Origin of the sequence: Sphaerisporangium sp. NPDC005288, from assembly GCF_040607475.1 — a bacterium.
Lineage (GTDB): Bacteria > Actinomycetota > Actinomycetes > Streptosporangiales > Streptosporangiaceae > Sphaerisporangium > Sphaerisporangium rhizosphaerae.
This window is the reverse complement of the sequence record NZ_JBEXGT010000010.1, coordinates 66765-88636: the sequence shown is the minus strand read 5'-3', so window position 1 is coordinate 88636 and position 21872 is coordinate 66765. Positions and strand designations below refer to the sequence as shown.

Annotated in this window: 20 protein-coding genes; 11 read left to right on the top strand and 9 right to left on the bottom strand. The window is 71.9% G+C overall.

The window, feature by feature from the left end; translation table 11 throughout:
* Positions 1 to 67 precede the first annotated feature (67 nt).
* A complete protein-coding gene (gene icmF / locus ABZU32_RS12240; protein ID WP_354920796.1) occupies positions 68 to 3292 on the bottom strand; it encodes a fused isobutyryl-CoA mutase/GTPase IcmF in 3225 nt (1074 codons plus the stop codon).
* 292 nt (positions 3293 to 3584) lie between these two features.
* On the opposite strand from icmF, the gene ABZU32_RS12235 reads away from it, so the two are divergent.
* The 3 genes from ABZU32_RS12235 to ABZU32_RS12225 all read left to right on the top strand — a co-directional run bounded on the left by ABZU32_RS12235 (position 3585) and on the right by ABZU32_RS12225 (position 4760).
* A complete protein-coding gene (locus tag ABZU32_RS12235; RefSeq protein ID WP_354846694.1) occupies positions 3585 to 4121 on the top strand; it encodes a MarR family transcriptional regulator in 537 nt (178 codons plus the stop codon).
* 170 nt (positions 4122 to 4291) lie between these two features.
* Entirely contained in the window at positions 4292 to 4540 is a 249-nt protein-coding gene (locus ABZU32_RS12230; protein WP_354920792.1) for a DUF6400 family protein, read from the top strand.
* Positions 4527 to 4760: a hypothetical protein gene (locus ABZU32_RS12225; protein WP_354846688.1), complete on the top strand. Its 234-nt coding sequence runs from the start codon at positions 4527 to 4529 to the stop codon at positions 4758 to 4760. The genes ABZU32_RS12230 and ABZU32_RS12225 overlap by 14 nt, the downstream gene beginning before the upstream one ends.
* A gap of 67 nt (positions 4761 to 4827) precedes the next feature.
* Here the strand turns inward: ABZU32_RS12225 and ABZU32_RS12220 are convergent, their stop codons facing one another.
* Complete coding sequence (locus tag ABZU32_RS12220) at positions 4828 to 5589, bottom strand: MOSC N-terminal beta barrel domain-containing protein (RefSeq protein ID WP_354920789.1); 762 nt, start codon at positions 5587 to 5589, stop codon at positions 4828 to 4830.
* A 37-nt stretch (positions 5590 to 5626) separates the two neighbouring features.
* Positions 5627 to 6640 (bottom strand): 2-dehydropantoate 2-reductase N-terminal domain-containing protein, encoded by a 1014-nt coding sequence (locus tag ABZU32_RS12215; RefSeq protein WP_354920786.1) that lies wholly within the window; start codon positions 6638 to 6640, stop codon positions 5627 to 5629.
* Between the two features lie 283 nt (positions 6641 to 6923).
* On the opposite strand from ABZU32_RS12215, the gene ABZU32_RS12210 reads away from it, so the two are divergent.
* The 5 genes from ABZU32_RS12210 to ABZU32_RS12190 all read left to right on the top strand — a co-directional run bounded on the left by ABZU32_RS12210 (position 6924) and on the right by ABZU32_RS12190 (position 10491).
* Entirely contained in the window at positions 6924 to 7082 is a 159-nt protein-coding gene (locus ABZU32_RS12210) for a hypothetical protein (RefSeq protein WP_354920783.1), read from the top strand.
* Positions 7083 to 7152: 70 nt separating this feature from the next.
* A complete protein-coding gene (locus tag ABZU32_RS12205) occupies positions 7153 to 7659 on the top strand; it encodes a MauE/DoxX family redox-associated membrane protein (RefSeq protein WP_354920780.1) in 507 nt (168 codons plus the stop codon).
* Complete coding sequence (locus ABZU32_RS12200; RefSeq protein WP_354920777.1) at positions 7659 to 8171, top strand: hypothetical protein; 513 nt, start codon at positions 7659 to 7661, stop codon at positions 8169 to 8171. Before ABZU32_RS12205 ends, ABZU32_RS12200 begins: the two co-directional genes overlap by 1 nt.
* On the top strand, positions 8168 to 9997 hold the full coding sequence (locus ABZU32_RS12195; protein ID WP_354920775.1) for an ABC transporter ATP-binding protein: 1830 nt from the start codon (positions 8168 to 8170) through the stop codon (positions 9995 to 9997). Before ABZU32_RS12200 ends, ABZU32_RS12195 begins: the two co-directional genes overlap by 4 nt.
* A complete protein-coding gene (locus ABZU32_RS12190) occupies positions 9994 to 10491 on the top strand; it encodes a S26 family signal peptidase (RefSeq protein ID WP_354920772.1) in 498 nt (165 codons plus the stop codon). Before ABZU32_RS12195 ends, ABZU32_RS12190 begins: the two co-directional genes overlap by 4 nt.
* 108 nt (positions 10492 to 10599) lie before the next feature.
* Here ABZU32_RS12190 and ABZU32_RS12185 read toward each other — a convergent pair whose 3' ends face one another.
* From ABZU32_RS12185 to ABZU32_RS12170, 4 genes are read right to left on the bottom strand one after another with little or no spacing between them, the layout of a single operon-like run.
* Entirely contained in the window at positions 10600 to 11604 is a 1005-nt protein-coding gene (locus ABZU32_RS12185; RefSeq protein WP_354846664.1) for a LacI family DNA-binding transcriptional regulator, read from the bottom strand.
* 5 nt (positions 11605 to 11609) lie between these two features.
* A complete protein-coding gene (locus tag ABZU32_RS12180; RefSeq protein ID WP_354920769.1) occupies positions 11610 to 12494 on the bottom strand; it encodes a carbohydrate ABC transporter permease in 885 nt (294 codons plus the stop codon).
* Positions 12491 to 13417: a sugar ABC transporter permease gene (locus tag ABZU32_RS12175; protein WP_354920767.1), complete on the bottom strand. Its 927-nt coding sequence runs from the start codon at positions 13415 to 13417 to the stop codon at positions 12491 to 12493. The genes ABZU32_RS12180 and ABZU32_RS12175 overlap by 4 nt, the downstream gene beginning before the upstream one ends.
* Positions 13414 to 14739: an extracellular solute-binding protein gene (locus ABZU32_RS12170; protein WP_354920764.1), complete on the bottom strand. Its 1326-nt coding sequence runs from the start codon at positions 14737 to 14739 to the stop codon at positions 13414 to 13416. Before ABZU32_RS12170 ends, ABZU32_RS12175 begins: the two co-directional genes overlap by 4 nt.
* 187 nt (positions 14740 to 14926) lie before the next feature.
* Here ABZU32_RS12170 and ABZU32_RS12165 point away from each other — a divergent pair, with 187 nt between their 5' ends.
* A complete protein-coding gene (locus ABZU32_RS12165; protein ID WP_354920761.1) occupies positions 14927 to 16939 on the top strand; it encodes a beta-galactosidase in 2013 nt (670 codons plus the stop codon).
* On the opposite strand, the gene ABZU32_RS12160 is transcribed toward ABZU32_RS12165, so the two are convergent.
* Positions 16863 to 18458, bottom strand: coding sequence for an ATP-binding protein (locus ABZU32_RS12160; RefSeq protein WP_354920758.1), 1596 nt, complete (start codon positions 18456 to 18458; stop codon positions 16863 to 16865). The two genes, ABZU32_RS12165 and ABZU32_RS12160, sit on opposite strands and share 77 nt — an antisense overlap.
* A 152-nt stretch (positions 18459 to 18610) precedes the next feature.
* Here ABZU32_RS12160 and ABZU32_RS12155 point away from each other — a divergent pair, with 152 nt between their 5' ends.
* Entirely contained in the window at positions 18611 to 19381 is a 771-nt protein-coding gene (locus ABZU32_RS12155; RefSeq protein WP_354920755.1) for a helix-turn-helix domain-containing protein, read from the top strand.
* 44 nt (positions 19382 to 19425) lie between these two features.
* Here the strand turns inward: ABZU32_RS12155 and ABZU32_RS12150 are convergent, their stop codons facing one another.
* On the bottom strand, positions 19426 to 19995 hold the full coding sequence (locus ABZU32_RS12150) for a helix-turn-helix domain-containing protein (protein ID WP_354920752.1): 570 nt from the start codon (positions 19993 to 19995) through the stop codon (positions 19426 to 19428).
* 125 nt (positions 19996 to 20120) lie between these two features.
* On the opposite strand from ABZU32_RS12150, the gene ABZU32_RS12145 reads away from it, so the two are divergent.
* Positions 20121 to 21731, top strand: coding sequence for an MDR family MFS transporter (locus tag ABZU32_RS12145; RefSeq protein WP_354920749.1), 1611 nt, complete (start codon positions 20121 to 20123; stop codon positions 21729 to 21731).
* Positions 21732 to 21872: the final 141 nt, after the last annotated feature.

Genomic DNA, 21872 nt, shown 5'->3' with positions numbered 1-21872 from the left:
GGCGCCCCGCCCGGGTCCGTCGTCATGTCGTCATGCCGCCACGGCTCAGGCGTGGCTCACATGGGGCTCAGACGTTGCGCCGGTACTGGCCGCCCGCCTCGAACAGCGCCTCGGTGATCTGCCCGAGCGAGCACACGCGGGCGGCGTCCATCAGCGCGGCGAAGGCGTTGCCGTCGGACATGGCGGCCTCCCGCAGCCGCCGCAGCGCCTCGGGCGCCTCGGCCGCGTTCCGCCGCTGGAAGTCGCGCAGCCGCTCGAGCTGGCCGTGCTTCTCCTCCTCGGTGCCGCGGGCCAGCTCCAGCGAGCCGTGCTCGACCGCGCCGCCGGGGTTGCGGAAGGTGTTCACCCCGATGATCGGCAGCGAGCCGTCGTGCTTGCGGGTCTCGTACAGCAGTGACTCGTCCTGGATGCGCCCGCGCTGGTAGCCGGTCTCCATCGCGCCGAGTACGCCGCCGCGCTCCGACAGCCGTTCGAACTCGGCCAGCACCGCCTCCTCGACCAGGTCGGTGAGGTCGTCGATGACGAAGCCGCCCTGAAGCGGGTTCTCGTTCACCGCCAGGCCCCACTCACGGTTGATGATCATCTGGATGGCCATGGCGCGGCGCACCGACTCGGCGCTCGGGGTGGTGACCGCCTCGTCGTAGGCGTTGGTGTGCAGGCTGTTGCAGTTGTCGTAGATCGCGATCAGGGCCTGGAGGGTGGTGCGGATGTCGTTGAAGTTCATCTCCTGGGCGTGCAGCGACCGCCCGGAGGTCTGGATGTGGTACTTGAGCTTCTGCGCGCGCTCGCCGGCGCCGTAGCGGTCGCGCATGGCCACCGCCCACACCCGGCGCGCCACCCGGCCGAGCACGCTGTACTCGGGGTCCATGCCGTTGGAGAAGAAGAACGACAGGCTCGGCGCGAAGTCGTCGATCGCCATGCCCCGGGCCAGGTAGGCCTCCACGTAGGTGAACCCGTTGGCCAGGGTGAAGGCCAGCTGGGTGATCGGGTTCGCCCCGGCCTCGGCGATGTGGTAGCCCGAGATCGACACCGAGTAGAAGTTGCGCACGTCGTTGGCGATGAACCACTCCTGCACGTCGGCCATCATCCGCAGCGAGAAGTCGGTGGAGAAGATGCAGGTGTTCTGCCCCTGGTCCTCCTTGAGGATGTCGGCCTGCACGGTGCCGCGCACCGTGGACAGCGTCGCGGCGCGCACGCGGGCCGCCTCCTCGGCGGTGGGCTCGCGGCCGTTGTCGGCGCGGAAGCGGTCCAGCGCCTGGTCGGCCGCGGTGTGCAGGAAGAACGCCAGGATGGTCGGGGCCGGTCCGTTGATGGTCATCGACACCGAGGTGGCCGGCGAGGACAGGTCGAAGCCGTCGTACAGCGCCTTCATGTCCTCCAGCGTGGCGATCGACACCCCGGAGGTGCCCACCTTGCCGTACACGTCCGGGCGCTCGGCCGGGTCGTTGCCGTACAGGGTCACCGAGTCGAACGCGGTGGACAGCCGCACGGCGGGCTGGCCCTGCGACAGCAGCTTGAAGCGCCGGTTGGTGCGGAACGGGTCGCCCTCGCCGGCGAACATGCGGATCGGGTCCTCGTCGGCCCGCTTGAACGGGAACACCCCGGCGGTGAAGGGGAAGCGGCCGGGCAGGTTCTCGGCGCGCAGGAAGCGCAGCAGCTCGCCGTGGTCGGTGTAGCGCGGCAGGGCCACGCGCGGCACGCGGCTGCCCGAGAGCGTGGTGCGCCACAGCGGCGTGTGCTGCTCCTTGCCGCGGACGGTGACCACCAGTTCGTCGGCGGAGTAGGCGGCCACGGTCCGCGGCCAGTCCTCCAGCAGGGCGCGGCTGCCGGGCGACAGCTCCTGCTCGGCCCGATCGCCCAGCGCGTCCAGCTTGTCCAGCGACGCGGCGTCGCCGCCCTCTGCGGCCAGCAGCTCGCGCACCTGGCGCAGTTGCTGGCGGCGTCGCGCCGCCTCGGCCTCCACCCGGGTGCGGCGGTGGTACTCGCGCACGGTCTCGGCGATCTCGGCCAGGTAGCGGGCCCGGGAGGGGGGCACGATGGCCGAGGCCAGGCTGGAGGTGGTGACCGGGGTCTTCGGCAGCAGCCCGAAGCTGTCGGGCAGGCCGCGCTCGGCGAGCAGGTCGCGCAGCCGGTGGTAGAGCGCGGTGACGCCGTCGTCGTTGAAGCGCGAGGCGACGGTGCCGTAGACGGGCATCTCCTCGGGGGAGGCGCCGAAGGCCTGGCGGTTGCGCACGAGCTGGCGGCGCACGTCGCGCAGCGCGTCCTGCGCGCCGCGCCGGTCGAACTTGTTGATCGCGACCACGTCGGCGAAGTCCAGCATGTCGATCTTCTCGAGCTGGGAGCTCGCGCCGAACTCCGGGGTCATGACGTACAGCGACACGTCACTGAAGGGGACGATGGCGGCGTCGCCCTGCCCGATGCCGGGCGTCTCGACGATCACCAGGTCGAACCCGGCGGCCTGGCAGACGGCGATCACGTCGTTCAGGTGATCGGGAAGCTCGTGGGAGCCGCGGGTGGCCATCGAGCGGAAGAACACCCGGTCGCCGCCGAGGCTGTTCATGCGGATGCGGTCGCCCAGCAGGGCGCCGCCGCCCCTGCGCCGGGTGGGGTCCACCGCGATGACGGCGACGCGCAGCTTGTCCTCGTAGTCGGCGCGCACCCGGCGGACCAGTTCGTCGGTGAGGGAGGACTTGCCCGACCCGCCGGTCCCGGTGATGCCGAGCACCGGCACCCGGCGGGCCGCGCCCGCCTCGCGCAGCGCCTGCAGGTAGGACGCGCCGGCCTTGCCGGCCTCGACGTAGGTGATCGCGCGGGCCACGGCCCGCTGGTCGCCGCCGAGCACCGAGGGCGGCTCGCCATCGGCCGCGAGGTCGACGTCGCACGCCTCGACCAGCGTGTTGATCATGCCGGCGAGGCCGAGCCGCTGGCCGTCCTCGGGGGAGAAGATCTTGGTCACGCCGCGGCTCTCCAGCAGGGCGATCTCCTCGGGCACGATCACCCCGCCGCCGCCCCCGTACACCTTGACGTGCCCGGCGCCCCGCTCGCGCAGCAGCTCCACCAGGTAGGTGAAGAACTCGACGTGGCCGCCCTGGTAGGAGCTGATCGCCACGCCCTGGGCGTCCTCCTGGACCGCCGCGGTGACGATCTCCTGCACCGAGCGGTCGTGGCCGAGGTGGACGACCTCGGCGCCCTGGGACTGCAGGATGCGGCGCATGATGTTGATGGCGGCGTCGTGCCCGTCGAACAGCGCGGCAGCGGTCACCACGCGCACGGGGTTGGCAGGTACGTGCACCGGATCTCCTCAGGCAAGTTACTAGGACGTCCTAATAAATTCTAGGACGTCCAACTACCGGCGCGGCCACCGAGTTCCCGATGTCCCCCGATGTCCCTCGGTGTTTCCCGGTGTTCCCGATCGCCCTCGCCCATACGCCGCCCCCCGTTCCTGCTGCCCTCGGCGCCCCCGCGTACACGGCCGTGCCGATGAGCGGGCCGCATGCGCGCCCGATCCCGCCCGGTGCGCGCGGCCGCGGGACGGCCCGGCCGTCCGGGGCGCGGGCGGGGCGGTGGTCGGTAGGATCGGCGATGTGACGCGTGAGGGGTGGCTGGACGAGCGGGAACAGCTCATGTGGCGGGCCTTCGGCGACATGCGTCACCGGCTGGACGCCGCGATCGAGCGCCGGCTCACCGAGGCCGGCCTCTCGACCGCCGACTTCGAGCTGCTGCTGCCGCTGATGGAGGCCCCCGATCGGCGGCTGCGCGCTCGCGAGCTGCGCCTGAAGATCGACTGGGACCGCAGCAGGCTCTCCCACCAGCTCCGGCGCATGGAGAAGCGGGGCCTGCTCGCCCGCGAAGACTGCCCCGGTGACGCGCGGGGGACGATCATCAGGCTGACCGAGGAGGGCGCGGGCGCCATCGCGGCCGCGGTGCCCGGGTACGTCGAGGTCGTCCGCGGGCTGTTCATCGACCTGCTCACCCCTGAAGAGACGCTGATGCTGACCTCTCTGTCGCATCGCGTGCTGGCGCGCATCGCCGGCGAGGCGCTCGGGCCCGGGAAGTCCGTGTACCTCACGACGATCGACCACTCCCTGGCGGCCCAGGACGGCTCCGCCGGCCCGGTCTGAGCTCCGCCGGCCCCGCCGTTCTCGCCGTCCCCGTCGGGGGCCGGTCACGCGGTGGCGTGAGGAGCGTCACGCCGTGGCAACGCGAAGGAGCTGGCATCACCCCCAAAGGCGACATATGGTATTGAAACGGACAAATGTCTTGTCATCGGTCGCCCACGGGAAGTCGCGTCATGAGCCACGACACCGGTCATCCGCCCATCCTCTTCGAGATGGACCTCTCGCTCCACGAAGTACGCCGCCGCGCCGAGGTGGTCGCCGCGCTCGGCCCGGACTGGGATCCGCTGGAGGCGATGCGGGGTGAGCAGGAGGCCTACGACCTGCTCTACTCGGGCCTGGACGCGCGGCAGTCGGAGACCTACGACATGCTCGTGGCCGCCGGGGTGCTCCCGCGGCGGAAGGCCGGCCGTGCTGCCGATTGACCCCGACGCCGACATCGGCCGCCGCGCCTGGATCCCCTGCCCCCGATGCCGCGACGACCGGCACTGCGCCGACTGCGGCTCGGGCCGCAACTGCCGCGACCACTGGCGCTACCTGCTCAGCACCACGGGAAGCGTCCTGCACGTGCAGTGCCCGGGTTGCACCCACCTGTGGGACCACGAGACCCACTTCGGCGCCGGCGGCCCCCGCCCGGCGTTCTGACCGCCTCTGGGGGCGTTGCCCGGTTCGGTGACCGCTCACTGACGCCGAACGCGTGCGGTTCGGCTCCTCACCCGGTGTGGTGGTCCGCCGCCGGTGCCGTGAGCGACACGGTCACCGGATCGCCGACCTGGACGGCGCCGGGGCGTACCACCCGCATGATCAGGCCGAACGTGTTGTCGTGGCCGGAGATCAGGTGCTTCTGCAGCTCCGGCCACCGCTCGCGCCCGTGCGGATCCCAGCTCGGCACCGCGCACCTGACGCACGGCCCGGTGTGCCGGCCGGTCGTGCCGAGGACGACGTCGCCGACGGCGATCGCGACCGCGCCGCTGAAGGACTCCTCGGCGAACGCCGGGGCGTCGAGCTCCAGGTGCAGGTTGGGACGGAAGCGTTCGATCTCCACCGGGGCACCCATCTCCACCTCGAGGGCATGGCGTGAGGCCTCGAAGGTCACCAGCAGCGTCGGCCCGCGGTCCTGCTGCCCGTCGGCCGCGCGCAGCGACACCGGCATCTCCAAGGCGTCCGCCAGCGCGGCGGGCAGGCCGGGGTCGTCCCACGCCCAGGCCGCACCGCTCGCCGAGTACAGCACCGGCGGCCCTGGAGGTTCCGGAGAGCCGTCACAGGTCGCCGGGTAGGCGGCCTCCCAGTCGAGCATCCGCGGGATCTGGCGCACGGTCAGCCGCGTGCCCGCGCGTTCGGGACGCTCGTCGACGAGCGCGTACGCGCGGTCGCCCGCCATCCCGCGGGCGTCCAGCAGGGCGGCGGCGACCCGCTCGCCGCGCAGCGACTTCACCGGCCAGCGGTACAGCCCGCCGATCCTTCCCCGATACATACCAGCAGCTTAGGCGACCGGCCCGCGGGACCGCCCGTCACATGGGCGGCGGGGCCGCGGCCTCCTCCTCTACGAGCTTGAGCAGGGCGGAGATGGTCATCGAACCGGGCGGCCGGTGCTCGCGGGCGAACTCGCCGGCGACCCTGCGCACCGTCTCGTTGGCCGGGGTGGGCACGCCGTGCAGCCGGCCGAGCAGCACGATCTCGCCGTTGAGGTAGTCGGCCTCGATCGAGCCGCTGCCCTTGGCCAGGCTCTGCCACGACGAGCCGCCCGGCCGGTCCACCCCGTCGACCGCCGTCTCGTTGACCTGGTCGCCGCGGGTGCGGCGTTCCTCCTCGGGAGGGGTGTAGGCGATGCCGGCCGCGTCGAGCACGGCCCTGCCCTCGGCCAGCAGGCGTTCCATCAGCGGCTGCGAGCCGGGAACCGGGCCGCAGATCGCCTGGTGGGCGTTGCCGAGGTTGCCGAGCAGCTTGGCGTACTTCCAGCGCATGACGTTCTGGTCCACCGGGGCGGCGAACATGCTGCCGCGCAGGTCGGCGGCGATGCGCTCGGCCGTCTCGTCGGCGCCGCGGGGGTAGCGGCCGAGGGTGAGCATCCCCGACAGCGGCGCCCCGTGGGAGACGACCGTGCCGGGTTCCAGGTGCAGCGCCGGCAGCCACACGCACATGCCGTAGACGCGGCGGAACAGGCGCAGCGCGATCCGCTCGTTCTCGACGGCGTTCTGGGCGCAGACCAGGGGCAGCGCGTCGGCCGCCGCGCCGCCGCCGGCGACCGGGCGCGGCGCCCACTCCTGCAGCATCGCGGCGGTGTCCTGGGTCTTGACGGCGAGCACGAGCACGTCGTCCTCGCGCAGGTCGAGCTCCTCGGGCCCACCGGCGGCGGTGACCGCGACGGTCGCCGCGCCGTGCGGGGAGATCAGGCGCAGGCCGTCCCGGCGGAGGGCTTCCAGGTGGGCGCCCCGTGCGACCAGGACGACGTCGTGCCCGTTCTCCGCGAGCCGGCCGCCGATCGTCCCGCCGACCGCACCGGCGCCGATGATGATATAGCGCATTATGCGATCCTCCCATGATCGTCTCATCGGGCCGCCCAGGGGGCATGCCCTGCCGCCGGGACACGGGATACCCGGGCGGCCGTGCCGGGCGGAACGCCGGTGTCCGACCGGTGACCGGGTTCCGGCCCTTCCGTCGGCGGGATATCTGATGACCAAAAGCGGGCGAACCTGGACATCCTGTGCACCGTTCATGAAAATGATCTCGACCGTTGCGCCGTAATTCGGAAGACCGGATCATCGTGATCACCATCATCTCGCCCCTCGGGGCCGGAGAGGAGACATCATGCTGGGTCTCGTCGACCGTCTGCTGACGCGTGTCGCCCACAAGGTGACCGTGGAGGCCGGGTGCAGCAACTACTACTACTGCTCGGGTGGGGTCAGGTACCTTCGCCAGTGCTGCCTGAACGAGGGGTGCACGACGGTCAGGGTCGGCACCTGCTGACGTCGCCGCGATAAGCGTCCGCGGGCGGCGGCCGGCCGCCGCCGCCCGCCATGGCGGTGGAGGTGCGTGGATGGAGTACGTACGGATCGGATGCGCCTGCCTGGTCGCACTGGTCTTCGCGATGAGCGCGGTGTCGAAGCTGCGGGATCTCGAGGGTTTCCGCCGTTCCCTGCCCGCGCTCGTCCCTGCCCGGCGTGAACTCCTGCGGCCGCTGGCGATGGCGGTCGTCGTGCTGGAGGCGCTGGTCCCGATCATGGTCGCGGTGCCGCCGGCCACCTCGTACGGCCTCGCGCTGGCCTGCGCCCTGCTCGTCGCGTTCACCGTGGCGATCGCCCGCGCGCTGGGACGGGGACAGACCGCCCCCTGCCGCTGCTTCGGTGCGTCCGCGGCCCCCCTCGGCCCCCGGCACCTGGTGCGCAACGGCCTGCTGATCACCGCGGCCGTCCTCGGCGGGCTGTCGCCGGGCGGCGCGCCCGTCCTCGCCGGGGCGGTCATCGCAGGTGCGGCGGGACTCATCGCGGCGCTCCTGATCGCCTCCCTCGACGACATCGCCGATCTCTTCGCGAGGAACGCCTGATGCCCTACCTGACCGCCGCCGTCGTGCTCATCGGCGTGCTGTGCGTGCTCAACCTGATCCTCACCCTCGGCCTCGTCCGTCAGATGCGGCGGACCGGCGGGGGAGGCGTCCAGCACGCCGGGCCTCCCCTCGTCCTGGGGCCCGGCTCGCCCGTCGGCGCGTTCACCGCCGTGACCATCGACGGCGAACCGGTGTCCCACGACACGGTCACCGGTCTGGTGGGGTTCTTCTCCGCCGGATGCGAGCCCTGCCACAAGCTGCTTCCCCGCTTCACCGAGCACGCCCGCGCCCTCGGGCGGGAGAACGTGCTGGCGGTGGTCGGCGGGGACGACGCGGAGGCGGTCGAAGCGCTCGCGCCGGTGGCCCGCGTGATCGTGGAGGACTTCGACGGCCCGGTGGCGGGCGCGTTCCAGAACACGTGGACCCCCGCGCTCTACCTGCTCGGCTCCGATCACCACGTCGTCGCCGCCGGCGGACGCCTGGAGGACCTTCCCCTCGCCTCGACCGCATGAGCGATCCCGGCGCGAGCCGGCGGACCGGGACCCGCGAACTGGCCTCGGCCGCCGTGGAGGCCATGGCGCTGACCTGGCGGGCGGCGCCGGGAGGGGTCGCCGGCTACGGCTTCGTGACGCTCGCCGAGGCGGCGGCCCCGATCGCCACGGCGTGGCTGACCAAGACGGTCATCGACCGGCTGACCACTCCCGGCGGCGCGGTCGCGGGCCTCGCGGCCGGGCTGGCGGCGGCCGGCCTGGCCGCCGCCGCCCTCCCCGGAATCGGCCGCTACCTGCGCGCCCAGACCGGACGCCTCGCGCGCGCCGACGCGATCGACCGGCTGTTCGCGGCGGCCGAACGGCAGGTCGGCCTGCGGCGCTTCGAGGATCCGGTGTTCCTCGACCGGCTGCGGCTCGCGCAGGAGGGCGCCGGAACCACCGGCGACCTCGTCAGCGGAGTCTGCGGCACTTTGAACGGCGTGCTGTCGCTCGCCGGGTTCGTCGCGTCCCTGCTGATCCTCAGTCCCGCCATGACCGCGCTGGTGCTGCTGGCCGCCGTCCCGGCGCTCATCGCCGAACTGCTGCTGTCGCGCAGGCGGGCCACCATGCAATGGGACATCGAGCGGATCCACCGCCGCGAGTTCTTCTACTCCCGGCTGCTCACCGGCGTCCAGGCCGCCACGGAGATCCGGCTGTTCGGCATCGGCGCGTTCCTGCGCGCCCGGATGATGGCCGAGCGGCGCAGGGCCGACATCGCCGAAGCGCGGATGGACCGCCGGGAGCTGGTCACCCAGGGCGGCCTCACCACGCTGAGCGCGGCGGTCGCGGGCGCCGGCCTGTGGTGGGCGGTCACGGCGGCCCGCCGGGGCTCCCTCAGCGTCGGCGACGTCGCCATGTTCGTCGCGGCCGTCGCAGGGGTGCAGGCCGCGCTCGACACGCTCGTCTCGTCCCTGGCGTCCGTCCACCAGCGGCTCCTCACCTTCTCCCACTACGTGGCGGTGACCAGGGCCGAGCCGGACCTGCCCAGCGCGGACCGGGGCACGGCCCCCGCGCTGCGCCAGGGCATCGAACTGCGGGACGTCTGGTTCCGCTACAGCGACGACCACCCTTGGGTGCTGCGCGGGGTCGACCTGACGATCCCGCACGGGCGGTCGGTCGCCCTCGTGGGGCTGAACGGCGCCGGCAAGAGCACCCTCATCAGGCTGCTGTCGCGGATGTACGACCCGACCCGCGGCCGGATCCTGTGGGACGGCGTCGATCTGCGGGACATCCCGCCCGCCGATCTCCGGGAGCGGATCAGCGCCGTGTTCCAGGACCACATGAACTACGACATGTCCGCCGCCGAGAACATCGGGCTCGGCCACCTGCCCGCCTTGGACGACCCGGCCCGGATCGAGGAGGCGGCCGTCCGGGCGGGGGTGCACCAGACGCTCTCGGGCCTGCCGCGCGGCTACGACACGCTGCTCACCCGCGTCTTCTTCTCCGAGGCCGACAAGGGCGATCCGGAGACGGGAGTGGTGCTGTCCGGCGGGCAGTGGCAACGCCTCGCGCTGGCCAGAGCCCTGGTCCGTGACGGCAGGGACCTGATGATCCTGGACGAGCCCAGCTCCGGTCTGGACCCCGAGGCCGAGCACGAGGTCCACGCCGGCATCCGGGAGCACCGGGCGGGCCGCACGAGCCTGCTGATCTCCCACCGGCTGAGCGCCGTGCGGGACGCCGACCTCATCGCCGTGCTCCACGAAGGGCGGATCGCCGAACGGGGACCGCACGAGGTCCTGCTCGCCGCGGACGGCCACTACGCCCGCCTGTTCCGGCTCCAGGCCGCGGGATACCAGGAGGCGCAGTGAAGATCGGCAAGCTCCTGCTTCCGGCGTCCGGACTGCTGGCGCTGGGGATGTCGCTGTGGTGGATCCGCCGGCGCTACCTGGTCGCCACCGTCGAGGGGCCCAGCATGGAACCCACTCTGCGCTCCGGCGACAGGCTGCTCGTCCGCAGGACCAGGCGGGTCCACGCCGGCCAGATCGTGGTCGTCAAGATCCCCAACCCGCCGGCCGTGGACGGCCTGCCGCCGGGCCTGGACCCTGCCGACGCGGACAAGGTGCCGGAAAGATACGACCCCGGCTGGCATCTGCTCGTCAAACGGGTGGTCGCGGTGGCCGGCGACCCCGTGCCGAGACGGGCCTTCCTGGCCCTCCGCGATGTGCCCGGGGCCGTCGTGCCTCCGCGCGCCCTGGTCGTGCTGGGCGACAACCCGGACACCAGCTGGGATTCCCGCGACTTCGGCTTCGTCCGGGACGACCAGTTCATCGGCGTCATGGTCCGCGCCCTGCCCTCCGCCTGACCCCGCGCGACGTCCGGCGAGGCGGCCCGCCCGGCGCCGCTCCGGCAGGCCGTACGGCGCCGTGCCTTCGCTCGCGGACGGCCCTCGCCGAGGCGCCCTGCCCGGCTGTCAGGCGGACTCGCGGATCACCAGCTCGGTGGGCAGGATCACCGGTTCGACGCTCTCGGCGCCGTCCACCAGGTCCAGCAGGAGGCGGACGGTCTCCTTCGCCACTTGTTCGAGAGGCTGGCGGATCGTGGTCAGCGGCGGGTGGGTGGACACGGCGACGGCCGAGTCGTCGAACCCGCCGACCGCGACGTCCTCGGGGACCCGCCGCCCGGCGGCGCGCAACGCGGCGAGCGCCCCGGCCGCCATCAGGTCGGACCCGACGAACACCGCGTCGATGGCGGGCGAGCGTTCGAGCAGCTCGGCCATCGCCAGCTCGCCGCCGCGGCGGGTGTAGTCGCCGTGGGCGATGAGCTTCTTGGTCGCCCGCCTGCCGAGGACGTCCGCGAAGCCCTCCAGCCGGCGCAGGCCGCCGGGCGTGTCGAGCGGCCCGGTGATCGTGGCGATGCGCCTGCGGCCCTGGCCGGCGAGGTAACGGGTCATCTGCCGCGCCCCTTCGCGGTCGTCGGCGGCCGCATAGGGAATGACGGTCTCACGGCCGAGGACGGCGCCGCAGGCCACGGCGGGCACCCCGGAGCGCTCCAGCGCGTCCAGCAGCGGGTCGCCGGCGTGCGTGGAGAACAACAGGACGCCGTCGGCGTGCCCGCCGCGCAGGTAGCGCACCACCCGCTCGCGGTCGCCCGCGTCCCCGGCGATCATCAGCACGACGCACACGTCCCGCTGCGCGAGCCGCTGGGTGGCGGTGCGCAGCATGACGCTGAAGTTCGGATCCTCGAACAGCTTCTCCTGGGGCTCCGACAGCACCAGGGCCACCGAACCGGTGCGCTGCGTGACCAGGCTGCGGGCGTTGCGGTTGACCACGTAGCCCGTCTCGGCGATGGCTCGCTCGATCGCGGCGCGGGCCGCCGTGCTCACGTACCGGTCGCCGTTGAGCACGCGCGAGACGGTGCCGCGCGAGATGCCCGCCGCGGCTGCCACGTCGTGGATGGTGGGACGTCTTCTGGACACGCGCATCAGTTTTTCACGGCGCCGCTGGACAGGTCGGTCCGCCAGTACCGCTGCATGGTCAGGAACAACGCGACCAGCGGAATGATCGACAGCAGCGTGCCCGTGATGATCAGGTTGTACAGGGACGGCTGGTTGGCCCCGGCGGCGAGCATCGTGTACAGGCCCACCGTCATCGGGAACCTGTGGTCGTCGCCGAGCATGATGAACGGCAGCAGGAAGTTGTTCCAGATGGCGACGAACTGGAACAGGAAGATGGTGACCATCGCGGGCAGCATCAGCGGCAGGGCGACGTCGCGGGCGAGCCGCCCCTCGGTGGCGCCGTCGATGCGCCCGGCCTCCAGCAGCGCGTCCGGGATCGCCGCGGCGGCGTATATGCGCGCCAGGTAGATGCCGTAGGGGCTGAGGATCTGCGGCAGCAGCACCGACCAGTAGGTGTCGGCCAGCCCGGCCTTGGACAGCAGCAGGTACTGCGGGACGGCCAGCACGACCACGGGCACCAGGATGCCGCCGAGCAGCAGGTTGAACGCCAGGTCGCGGCCGGGGAAGCGGAACTTCGCCAGCGCGTACCCCGAGACGGCCGACACCGCGGTGGACAGCAGCGCGCCGGCGCCGGCGTACAGGACGGTGTTCAGCATCCACAGCCAGAACACCCCGTCGCGGTAGGCGGCCAGGTCGGCCAGGTTGGACAACAGGCCGGTGCCCGGCGCGAGCGTCGAGGTGGAGAACAGCTCGGCCGGGGACTTGGTGGCGGCGATCACCACCCAACCGACCGGGAACAGGCAGTACAGCGCGCCGAGCAGCAGCACGGCCGTCGGCGCGGCGCCGAGCGGCCCGCGGCGCCGGCCGGTGGCGGCCCTCCCGGCGGGCGCGGCGAGGGTGGCCGGTGTCATGAGCCCTCCCTGAAGGCGCGGTCGCGCACCAGGCGCAGGAACCCGAACGAGAGCACCACCGAGATGGCGGCGATGACCACGGCGGTGGCCGCGGCCGAGTACAGGTCGCCGGTGACGAAGGCGTCCCGGTAGACCTTCATGAGCGGGCTCCAGGTCGTGCTGATGGTGTTGGTCAGCGGGCGCAGCGTCATCGGCTCGGTGAACACCTGGACGGTGGCGATGACCGAGAACACGGTGGTGAGGATGATGGCGGGGGTCAGGATGGGCAGCTTGATCCGCAAGGCGATCTGGGTCTCGCTCGCGCCGTCGATGCGGGCGGCCTCGTAGTACTCGCGCGGCACGGCCCGCAGCGTCGTGTACAGCACCAGCATGTTGAACCCGACGCCGCCCCACACGGCGATATTGGCCATGGAGAAGGTGACGGTGCCCGCCCCGAGGAGGTTCACCTCGGCCCCGAGCGCCGACAGCGCGTCGTTGACCGGGCTGAGGCTCGGCAGATAGAGGAAGCCCCACAGCAGCGACGCCGCCACCCCCGGCACCGCGTACGGCAGGAAGATCGCGACGCGGGAGAAGCGGGCGAAGCGGACGTGCAGCGAGTCGAGCAGGAGCGCGAAGACCAGCGCCAGCCCGAGCATCACCACCAGCACCAGCGCGCCGTACACCAGCACGCGGGCCCACCCGGCCCACAGCTCGCCGTCGCCCAGCGCGGAGGCGTAGTTCTCCAGACCCGCGAAGATCTCCTTCTTGGCGCCCCTGCCGAGCCCGAGCCCCGAGACCTTGGTCCGGTGCAGGCTGAGATAGATGGTGTAGGCGATGGGCAGCGCCATGAACAGCACGAACAGCACCATCGCCGGGGCCAGGAACAGGTAGGGCGCGGCGCCCGCACGGTGGGTGCGGGCGCCTGCCGTCCGCCGGGGGCTCATGGGGCGATCTGGAACCCGGACTTGCGCATGTCGGCGACGGTCGCGTCCTGCATCGTGCGCACCGCGCCGGAGAACGCGGATCCGTCCTGGACGGCCTTGTCGAAGGCGTCCTTGAAGGCGTTGTAGGTGACGTTGACGTCCGGCCCGAAGGTGAAGCCGCGCGCGGTGGCGCTGATCGCGGCGGCCGTCTTCCAGAAGTCGGGCTGGTTGCCGAAGTACTCGGGAGCCTTGGTCAGGGACGCCTGCCCCTCGGTGGCGGCCGGATAGACCGCGCCCTGCTCCACCAGCGATGCCAGGGCCGCCGGGTCGGTGTTGAGCCAGGTGGCGAACCGCACGGCCGCCGCCTTGCTGGGCGACTTCTCGGCGACGGCGGTGGAGGAGCCGCCCCAGAACCCGGTGTGCCGCTCGCCGGCGCTCCACTGCGGCAGCGGCGCGATCGCCCACTTGCCCTTGCCGTCGGGGGCGTTGCTGGACAGCACCCCTGGACCCCAGACGGCCGACGGCCAGGTGAGCAGCGTGCCGTCGTTGAGCGCCTTGTTCCACTCGGGGGTGAAGTACGGCTTGTCGCCGATCACGCCCTCCTTGACCAGGCCGCCCCAGTAGTCGGCGACCTTGAGGGTGGCCTCGTCGGCGATGTTCACCTTCCAGGACTCCCCGGCGATGGACCACCACTGGGCGCCCGCCTGCTGGGCCAGTCCCGCGAACGAGCCCGGGTCCTTGCTGGAGAAGGTGCCGAGCAGCACCTTGGGGTTCCTCTTGTGCACGGCGCGGGCCGCCTCGGCGTACTCCTCCCAGGTGGTCGGCACCTTCAGGCCGTACTTGGCGAACAGGTCCTCGCGGTAGTAGAGCATCATGGGCCCGCTGTCCTGCGGGATGGCGTAGACCGCGTCGGTGCCCAGGGTGACCAGCCCCCACAGGCCGTCGCCGAACGCGGCCTTCGCGGGTTCGGCCTCGGCCTTGATGTCGGCCACGGCGTCGGCGGCCACGAAGGAGGGCAGCATCTGGTACTCGGCCTGCACCAGGTCCGGCGGGTTGCCGGCCTTGGCGGCGGTGAGGAACTTGGCCGCCGCGTCGTCCCCGCCGGCCTGCTTGCTCACCGTGACCTGGATGTCGGGGTGGGCGGTGTTCCAGGCCTGGACGATCTTGTCCATGTTCGGGACCCAGGTCCAGTAGGTCAGCTTGACCGGCTGGGCCGGCCGGCCCGTTGCGCCGGACGACGCGGTGGGGGATCCGGCCTCGCCGGCCGTCCCTCCGGAGCATCCCGCGGTGAGCGCGGCGGCGAGCGCGACCGCCGCCACCGCCGAGAGCCGTCGTGTACCCATGCGTAGCTCCAAGTCCGAGATTCGGATGCCCACATGTCTGTGAACGTTCACAGAGTGAGAAAACCGATACGGCTCCGTCAAGGGCCGTTACGGGGTCGTTAAACAGCACTTCGGTCCGGCCGGTGCTTCCGGGTGACCCGCTCTTCGATTACTGTGCACGTTCACAGACAGAGATCGAGGGGGACCGATGCGGGGCATCGCCTACGGAGGGGACTACAACCCCGAGCAGTGGCCGGAGGAGACCCGCCGCGAGGATCTGCGGCTCATGCGCGAGGCCGGGGTGAACCTGGTCAACGTCGGGATCTTCGGCTGGGTGCTGATGGAGCCCGCGCCGGGCGCCTACGAGTTCGGCTGGCTGGACGAGATCGTCGACCGGTTGCACGCCGCCGGCGTCAAGGTCGGCCTCGGCACGCCCACCGCCGCCCCGCCCGCCTGGTTCTCCCGCCTGCACCCCTCCTCCCTGCCGGTCACGCGGGAGGGCCACCGCATCGGCGTGGGCGGCCGGGAGTCGGCCTGCCCCAGCTCGCCCGAGTACCGCGAGGCGACCGCCGGGCTGGCCGCCGCGCTCGCCGAGCACTACGCCGGGCACCCGGCCCTCGCGCTGTGGCATGTCCACAACGAGTACGGCGCCCCGCTCGGCGAGTGCTACTGCGACAACAGCGTCGAGGCGTTCCGCCGCTGGCTTCGGCGGACCTACCAGGACCTGCCCGCGCTCAACGACGCCTGGGGCACCACCTTCTGGGGCCAGCGCTACACCGCCTGGGAGGAGATCGACGCCCCGCGGGCCAACCACACCGTGGTCAACCCGGCCCAGCGGCTGGACTTCATGCGCTTCACCTCCGACGAGCACCTGGACTGCTTCCGCCTCCAGCGCGACATCCTGCGGCGCCTCACCCCGTCGGTCCCGGTGACCACCAACTTCATGACCACCAACTGCAAGTCGATGGACTACTGGGCCTGGGCCCGTGAGGTGGACGTCGTCTCCAACGACCACTACTTGACGGCCGAGCGGCCCGACAACCACATCGACCTGGCCATGTCCGCCGACCTCGCCCGGTCGCTGGCCGGGGGACCGTGGATGCTGATGGAGCACTCAACCGGCGCGGTGAGCTGGCAGCCGCGCAACATCGCCAAGCGGCCCGGGGAGATGCGCCGCAACAGCCTCGCCCACGTGGCCCGGGGCTCGGACTCGGTGCTGTACTTCCAGTGGCGCGCCTCGCGGTTCGGCGCCGAGAAGTTCCACTCGGCGATGGTCCCGCAGGCCGGCGCCGACTCGGGTGTGTGGCGCGACGTCGTCGGCCTCGGCGCCGACCTCGCCCGGCTCGGCGGCGTGCGCGGCGGGCGGGTGCGCGCCGAGGTCGCCATCGCGTGGGACTGGCAGTCGTGGTGGGCGCTGGAGCTGGAGTGGCGCCCGTCGGTCGACCTCGCCTACCGCGAGCGGGTGGACGCCTACTACCAGGCGCTGTGGCGCTCACACGTGACCGTCGACTTCGTCCACCCGGCCGCTGCCCTGTCGGAATACCGGCTCGTGGTGGCGCCGAGCCTCTACCTGCTCACCGAGGCCGGGGCCAAGAACCTGCGCCGGTACGTCGAGGCGGGCGGCCACCTGTTCGTGTCCTACTTCTCCGGCATCGTCGACGAGCACGACGCCGTCCACGCCGGGCCGTACCCGGGGGCGCTGCGCGACGTGCTGGGCCTGTCGGTCGAGGAGTTCCACCCGCTGCGCGAGAACGAGACCGTCCGCCTGACACCAGGGTGGGAGCTGACCGGGCGCGTCTGGTCCGAGCGCGTCCGCCCGGCCGGGGCCCGCGTGCTGTCGAGGTTCGACGAAGGGCCGGACGCCGGGCACCCCGCCTTCACCCGCCACGACCTCGGGGCCGGGGCCGCCTGGTACCTGGCCACCGGCGTCGCCGACCCGCGTCCCGCGCTGGCCGAGGCGCTGGACGCCGCGGGGGTCGAACGGCCGCGCGACCTGCCCGAGACCCTGGAGGTCGTCCGGCGGGCCGGGCACCTGTTCCTGATCAACCACGCCGACGAGCCGGTGACCGTCCCTGGCGTGACGGGCAGCGGCGTCCTGGACGGGGCCGAGTACGCCGGCGCCGCGACCGTCCCGGCCGGCGGGGTCACCGTGATCCGGGAACGCCGACCGGACCGAGGGCCGCGGCGATCTCGCCTGGAACAGGGACCGCGGGCAGGGTGAAGACGAAGCGGGTGCCCTCGCCGCGCTCGACGTCCAGGCGGATCTCCCCGCCGTGGTACTCGACGATCTTCTTGCAGAGGGCCAGCCCGATGCCGGTGCCCTCGTACTCCCCGCGGTTGTGCAGCCGCTGGAAGATCACGAAGATCTTGTCGGCGAACCGTGCCTCCACGCCGATGCCGTTGTCGGCCACCGCCACCTCCCACATGTCGCCGGCGCGCTCCGCGGTGATCTGGATCTGCGGCGGGCGGGCGGGGGAGCGGAACTTCATCGCGTTGCCGATGAGGTTCTGCCACAGCATGGCGAGCAGGGCGGGGTCGCCGACGACCTCGGGCAGCTCGGACCTGACCACGACCGCGCCGGTGTCCTCGGTCAGCGACTCCAGGTTGGCCAGCGCCTGGTCGAGCGGCCGATCCAGCGGGACGGGCACCCGTTCGGCGTCGTCGCGTCCCACCCGGGAGAAGGTCAGCAACTCGGCGATCAGCGACTGCATGCGCTTGGCGCCGTCCACCGCGAAGGCGATGTACTCATTGGCGCGCTCGTCGAGCCTGTCGGCGTAGCGGCGCTGCAGGAGCTGGCAGAAGGCCGTCACCTTGCGCACCGGCTCCTGCAGGTCGTGCGAGGCGACGTAGGCGAACTGCTCCAGCTCGGAGTTGGAGCGGCGCAGCTCGTCGGCCTGCTCCTGCAGCAGCCGCTGGGCGTCGCGCGACACCCCCAGCGCCTCGGAGATGCGCCGCCGCATCGCGTCGACGTCGGAGGCCAGCGTCGTCAGGTCCTTCGGCCCCCGGATGTCGATCTCGTGGCTGAAGTCGCCGTCCGCGACCCGCCGCGCGGCCGTGCCCAGCCGGTCCAGGGGACCCAGCACCGCGTACCGGAGCAGGAGCGCCACCGCGATCAGCGTGATGACGAACATCACCAGCACGCCGGTGAGTACCGTGTTGCGCCACATGCGCGCCTGGCCGATGTCGGCGGTGGCCCGCCGCTGCGCCAGCGTCAGGTTCGCCGTCTGCTCGTCCATGGCGGCCTTGATGCGGTCGAACAGGGCCTTGCCGTTCCCGACCTGTGCGGGGTCGGTCGTGCCCGGCCCTCGGGTGCGCACCGTCTCGATGGTGGGGCGGGCGTAGGCGGCGCGCCAGTCGCCGGCCCGCAGCTCGACGGCGTCGAGGTCGGCGAGCAGCGGGCTTCCGGCGAGCGAGCGCCGCAGCTCCGCGACCGCCGTCCGCTCGGTGACCTGGCCCTCGTCGAAGCCGTCGGCGAACTCCCGCCGCCCGCTGACGATGTAGCCGTGGACGCCGGCCTCCTGGTCCAGCAGGGCGCCGCGCAGGCGTTCGGCCCACAGCAGGCCGGGGGAGATCCGCGTGGTCATCTGGTCGAAGGTGGAGGTGCTGCGGCTCAGCGCCCAGGTGCCGAGCACCGCCGAGACCGCCAGCAGCACCGCCATGATCGCCAGCGTCATGGTGAACCAGGAACGTGTGCTCAGCCGGGGCCCTGCGGCGGCACGGCCCTCGCCGGAAACGCCCACGTGTCCTCCTTGCTCCATCGCCCAGCTGCCATGCACTTACCGAGGAATGCCTGGTCTAACCCGCCTTGCGGCACTTGTTGGCCGGTGCGATGTGCCGCCCGCTCGTGTTATCCCTTTGACGGAGTGAGTACTCACTCCGTAGCTTGGGAGTCATGACAGAGACACGGCGCAGAGCGCCGGGGATGACACCGGAACAACGGCGCGACATGATCGTCAAGGCGGCGCTGCCGCTCGTCGCCGAGCACGGAGCCGCCGTGACCACCGCGCAGGTGGCCAGGGCGGCCGCCATCGGGGAGGCGACCATCTTCCGGGTGTTCGCCGACAAGGACGCGTTACTGGACGCCTGCGTGCTCCAGGCCCTCGATCCCGCCCATGCGCTGCGCGAGATCGCCGAGGTGCCGCTCGACCAGCCGCTCGCCGCCCGCCTGGCCGAGGCCGCCGAAGCCCTGCGGGCGCACCTCGACCGCATGGGAGCGGTCATCGGAGCCCTGCACGCCACCGGCCGGGCCGGCCGTCCCGATCCCGGACGCGACGCCGCCGGGGACGGGCGGCGAGGTGGAGGCGAGGCCGTCGCCGCAACAGGACGAGGCGGGCCGGATGCCGGGAGGGGGAGAGGTGAGGCGGATGCCGCCGGGGCGGGGGATGGGGCGGGCGCCGCCGGCGGCGGGGATGAGCCGGGCGCCGTCGAGGGGCGGGACCGTCCGGCCGGGACCACGGGCAGGGAGGCGTCCGTCGCGCGGACCATCGCCGCCGTGGCCGAGCTGTTCGAGCCCGAGCGCGCCTCGCTGCGCCTGCCGCCCGAGCGGCTGGCGGCCATCTACCTGAGCATGCTGTACGCCCGTCCCGGGCTGGGCGGCGGTGACCGCGAACCGGTGCGCGCCGAAGAGCTGGCCGAGGTCTTCGTGCACGGCGCCCTGGCCTGAGCCGTTCGCGCGGGGAGAACGCCCGGCGCTCCGAGCCGTCCGTGTCAGGAGGCGGAGGGCTGGGCGGACTCCAGCAGCTCGAGGGCGAGGCCGAGCGCCGCGTCCTTGCGCTCGTCGTCGGAGAGCTTCTCGTCCTTCAGCACGAACCAGGCGGCGTGCAGCGTGAAGATCGCCATGGAGCACCGCAGCCGCTCGTCGACCTTGGCGCCCTCGTCCCACAGGACGCCGCTGAGGGTGGTCATGAGGTTGCGCATCTTGTCGAACTTCGGGTGGCCGCGCAGCGCCGTCTGGTTGCGCTCCATGAACCGCATGAACGCATGGTGATGGCCGCTGTAGACCTCGGCGGCGTAGCGCCGGATGAGCTCGCGCCGGCTCTCGATCGTCCGGGGCTGCTCCTTGGCCCAGGCGACCAGGCGTTCGATGGCCGCCCGCCGGTCCTCGGCAAGGCTCGCCACTATGTCGTCCTTGGTCTTGAAGTGGTAGTAAAGTGCCGCCTTGGTCACCCCGAGCAGCTCGGCGATCTCCCGCAGCGAGGTCGCCTCATAGCCCTGCTCGGTGAAGAGCTGCAAGGCGATCTCCTGGATGCGGGCCCGCGTGTCGGTGTGTGGCCTCATATGTCTTCAGACGCTCCCTGGTCCCCTATTTAACTTGACGGCCGGTAAGTAGGCACTCTACCTTGGGCAGTATAGTCACTAGCCGGTCGACAAGTAAGTAACCGTTCACCAAGGGGGCGCAAAGAATGACGGAGACCGAGGCCGAGGCAGTTCCCGGCCGCCGGCGGGAGGTCATGGTCGTCCTGCCGGGGCTGATGCTCGCGATGATCCTGGCGATGCTCGACAACATGATCGTCGGTACGGCGATGCCGCGCATCGTCGGCGAGCTCGGCGGCCTGACCCATCTCTCATGGGTGGTCACCGCGTACGTCCTGGGGACCACCGTTTCCACCCCTATCTGGGGCAAGATCGGCGACCTGTACGGCCGCAAGACCATCTTCTTGTCGTCGATCGCGATCTTCATGGTCGGTTCGGCGTTGTGCGGCATGGCCGGGTCCGACCTGTTCGGCGGCACCGGCGACGGCATGATGGAGCTCATCGGCTTCCGCGCCCTTCAGGGCCTCGGCGCCGGCGGCCTGATGGTCAACGCCATGGCCATCATCGGCGACCTGGTGCCGCCCCGTGAGCGCGGCCGCTACCAGGGCATCATGGCCGCCATGATGTCGCTGGCGATGGTCGCCGGCCCGCTGGTCGGCGGGTTCATCACCGACCACCTCAACTGGCGCTGGGCCTTCTACGTGAACCTGCCCATCGGCGCCATCGCGTTCATCCTGCTCGTCTTCCGGTTGCACCTGCCGAAGTACCGCACCGAGCACCGCATCGACTGGCTGGGCGCGGGCCTGCTCGGGGTGGGCATCACCGCCCTGGTGCTGATCACCACCTGGGGCGGCAACGAGTACGACTGGGGCTCCTGGCAGATCCTCGGCCTGGTGGCCATCGCGGTGGTGTCGCTCGCGCTGTTCATCCCGGTCGAGCGCCGGGTCGCCGAGCCGATCATGCCGCTGCACGTGTTCCGCGACCGCAACTTCACGCTGATCTCGCTGATCGGCTTCCTGCTCGGCTTCGCGATGTTCGGCGTGATCAACTTCCTGCCGCTGTTCCAGCAGACCGTCCAGGGCGCCTCGGCGACCAACTCCGGCCTGCTGCTCCTGCCGATGATGGCGGCCATGATGGTGGTCTCGCTCTTCGTCGGCCAGGCGATCACCAAGACCGGCAAGTACAAGATCTTCCCGATCGCCGGCGGCGCCGTCATGGTCGTCGGCATGTGGCTGCTCTCGCTCATGGACGCCCACACCGCCCGCTGGGAGACCGGCCTGTTCATCGCCGTGCTCGGCCTCGGCATGGGTGGCCTGATGCAGACCACGATGCTGATCGCGCAGAACAGCGTCGAGCAGAAGGACCTGGGCGTGGCCAGCAGCGCCTCGACCTTCTTCCGCTCGATCGGCGGCTCCTTCGGTGTGTCGCTCTTCGGCGCCATCTTCAACAACCAGCTCACCTCCAACCTGACCGAGAAGCTCGGCCCGCAGGCGGCGCGGATGGCCGAGAGCGGCGGCGGCCGGCTCGACCCCGCGTCGCTGGCCCGGCTTCCCGCCCAGGTGCGCGAGGGGTTCCTGGACTCGCTGGCGTCCTCCATCTCCAGCATCTTCTTCTGGGCGATCTTCTTCGCCGTGCTGGTGCCGGTCCTGTCGGCCCTGATCAAGGAGATCCCGCTGCGCAGCGGGCCGCCCGCCCCCGGCGCCGGTCCCAAGGACGGCGACCAGACCCCGGCGGCGACGCCCGTGGCGGCGTTCGACTGATCCGGCGCGACGCCTGACGGCCGTGACCCCCGTGGTCACGGCCGTCAGTACGTTCGGCGAGGGCACGGGGGTGGGCGTCCGGACGAGGGCCTGCCTTCCGCCCGGCAGGAGTTGTGCTGGAGATTGCACCTTTTGTGGTGG

Coding starts and splice junctions, on each gene's coding strand:
- ABZU32_RS12155 (WP_354920755.1), top strand. CDS start 18,611: ATGACAGAGACACGGCGCAGAGCGCCGGGGATGACACCGGAACAACGG.
- ABZU32_RS12145 (WP_354920749.1), top strand. CDS start 20,121: ATGACGGAGACCGAGGCCGAGGCAGTTCCCGGCCGCCGGCGGGAGGTC.
- ABZU32_RS12170 (WP_354920764.1), bottom strand. CDS start 14,739: ATGGGTACACGACGGCTCTCGGCGGTGGCGGCGGTCGCGCTCGCCGCC.
- ABZU32_RS12215 (WP_354920786.1), bottom strand. CDS start 6,640: ATGCGCTATATCATCATCGGCGCCGGTGCGGTCGGCGGGACGATCGGC.
- ABZU32_RS12150 (WP_354920752.1), bottom strand. CDS start 19,995: ATGAGGCCACACACCGACACGCGGGCCCGCATCCAGGAGATCGCCTTG.
- ABZU32_RS12180 (WP_354920769.1), bottom strand. CDS start 12,494: ATGACACCGGCCACCCTCGCCGCGCCCGCCGGGAGGGCCGCCACCGGC.
- ABZU32_RS12175 (WP_354920767.1), bottom strand. CDS start 13,417: ATGAGCCCCCGGCGGACGGCAGGCGCCCGCACCCACCGTGCGGGCGCC.
- ABZU32_RS12165 (WP_354920761.1), top strand. CDS start 14,927: ATGCGGGGCATCGCCTACGGAGGGGACTACAACCCCGAGCAGTGGCCG.
- ABZU32_RS12195 (WP_354920775.1), top strand. CDS start 8,168: ATGAGCGATCCCGGCGCGAGCCGGCGGACCGGGACCCGCGAACTGGCC.
- ABZU32_RS12200 (WP_354920777.1), top strand. CDS start 7,659: ATGCCCTACCTGACCGCCGCCGTCGTGCTCATCGGCGTGCTGTGCGTG.
- ABZU32_RS12230 (WP_354920792.1), top strand. CDS start 4,292: ATGAGCCACGACACCGGTCATCCGCCCATCCTCTTCGAGATGGACCTC.
- ABZU32_RS12220 (WP_354920789.1), bottom strand. CDS start 5,589: ATGTATCGGGGAAGGATCGGCGGGCTGTACCGCTGGCCGGTGAAGTCG.
- ABZU32_RS12210 (WP_354920783.1), top strand. CDS start 6,924: ATGCTGGGTCTCGTCGACCGTCTGCTGACGCGTGTCGCCCACAAGGTG.
- ABZU32_RS12205 (WP_354920780.1), top strand. CDS start 7,153: ATGGAGTACGTACGGATCGGATGCGCCTGCCTGGTCGCACTGGTCTTC.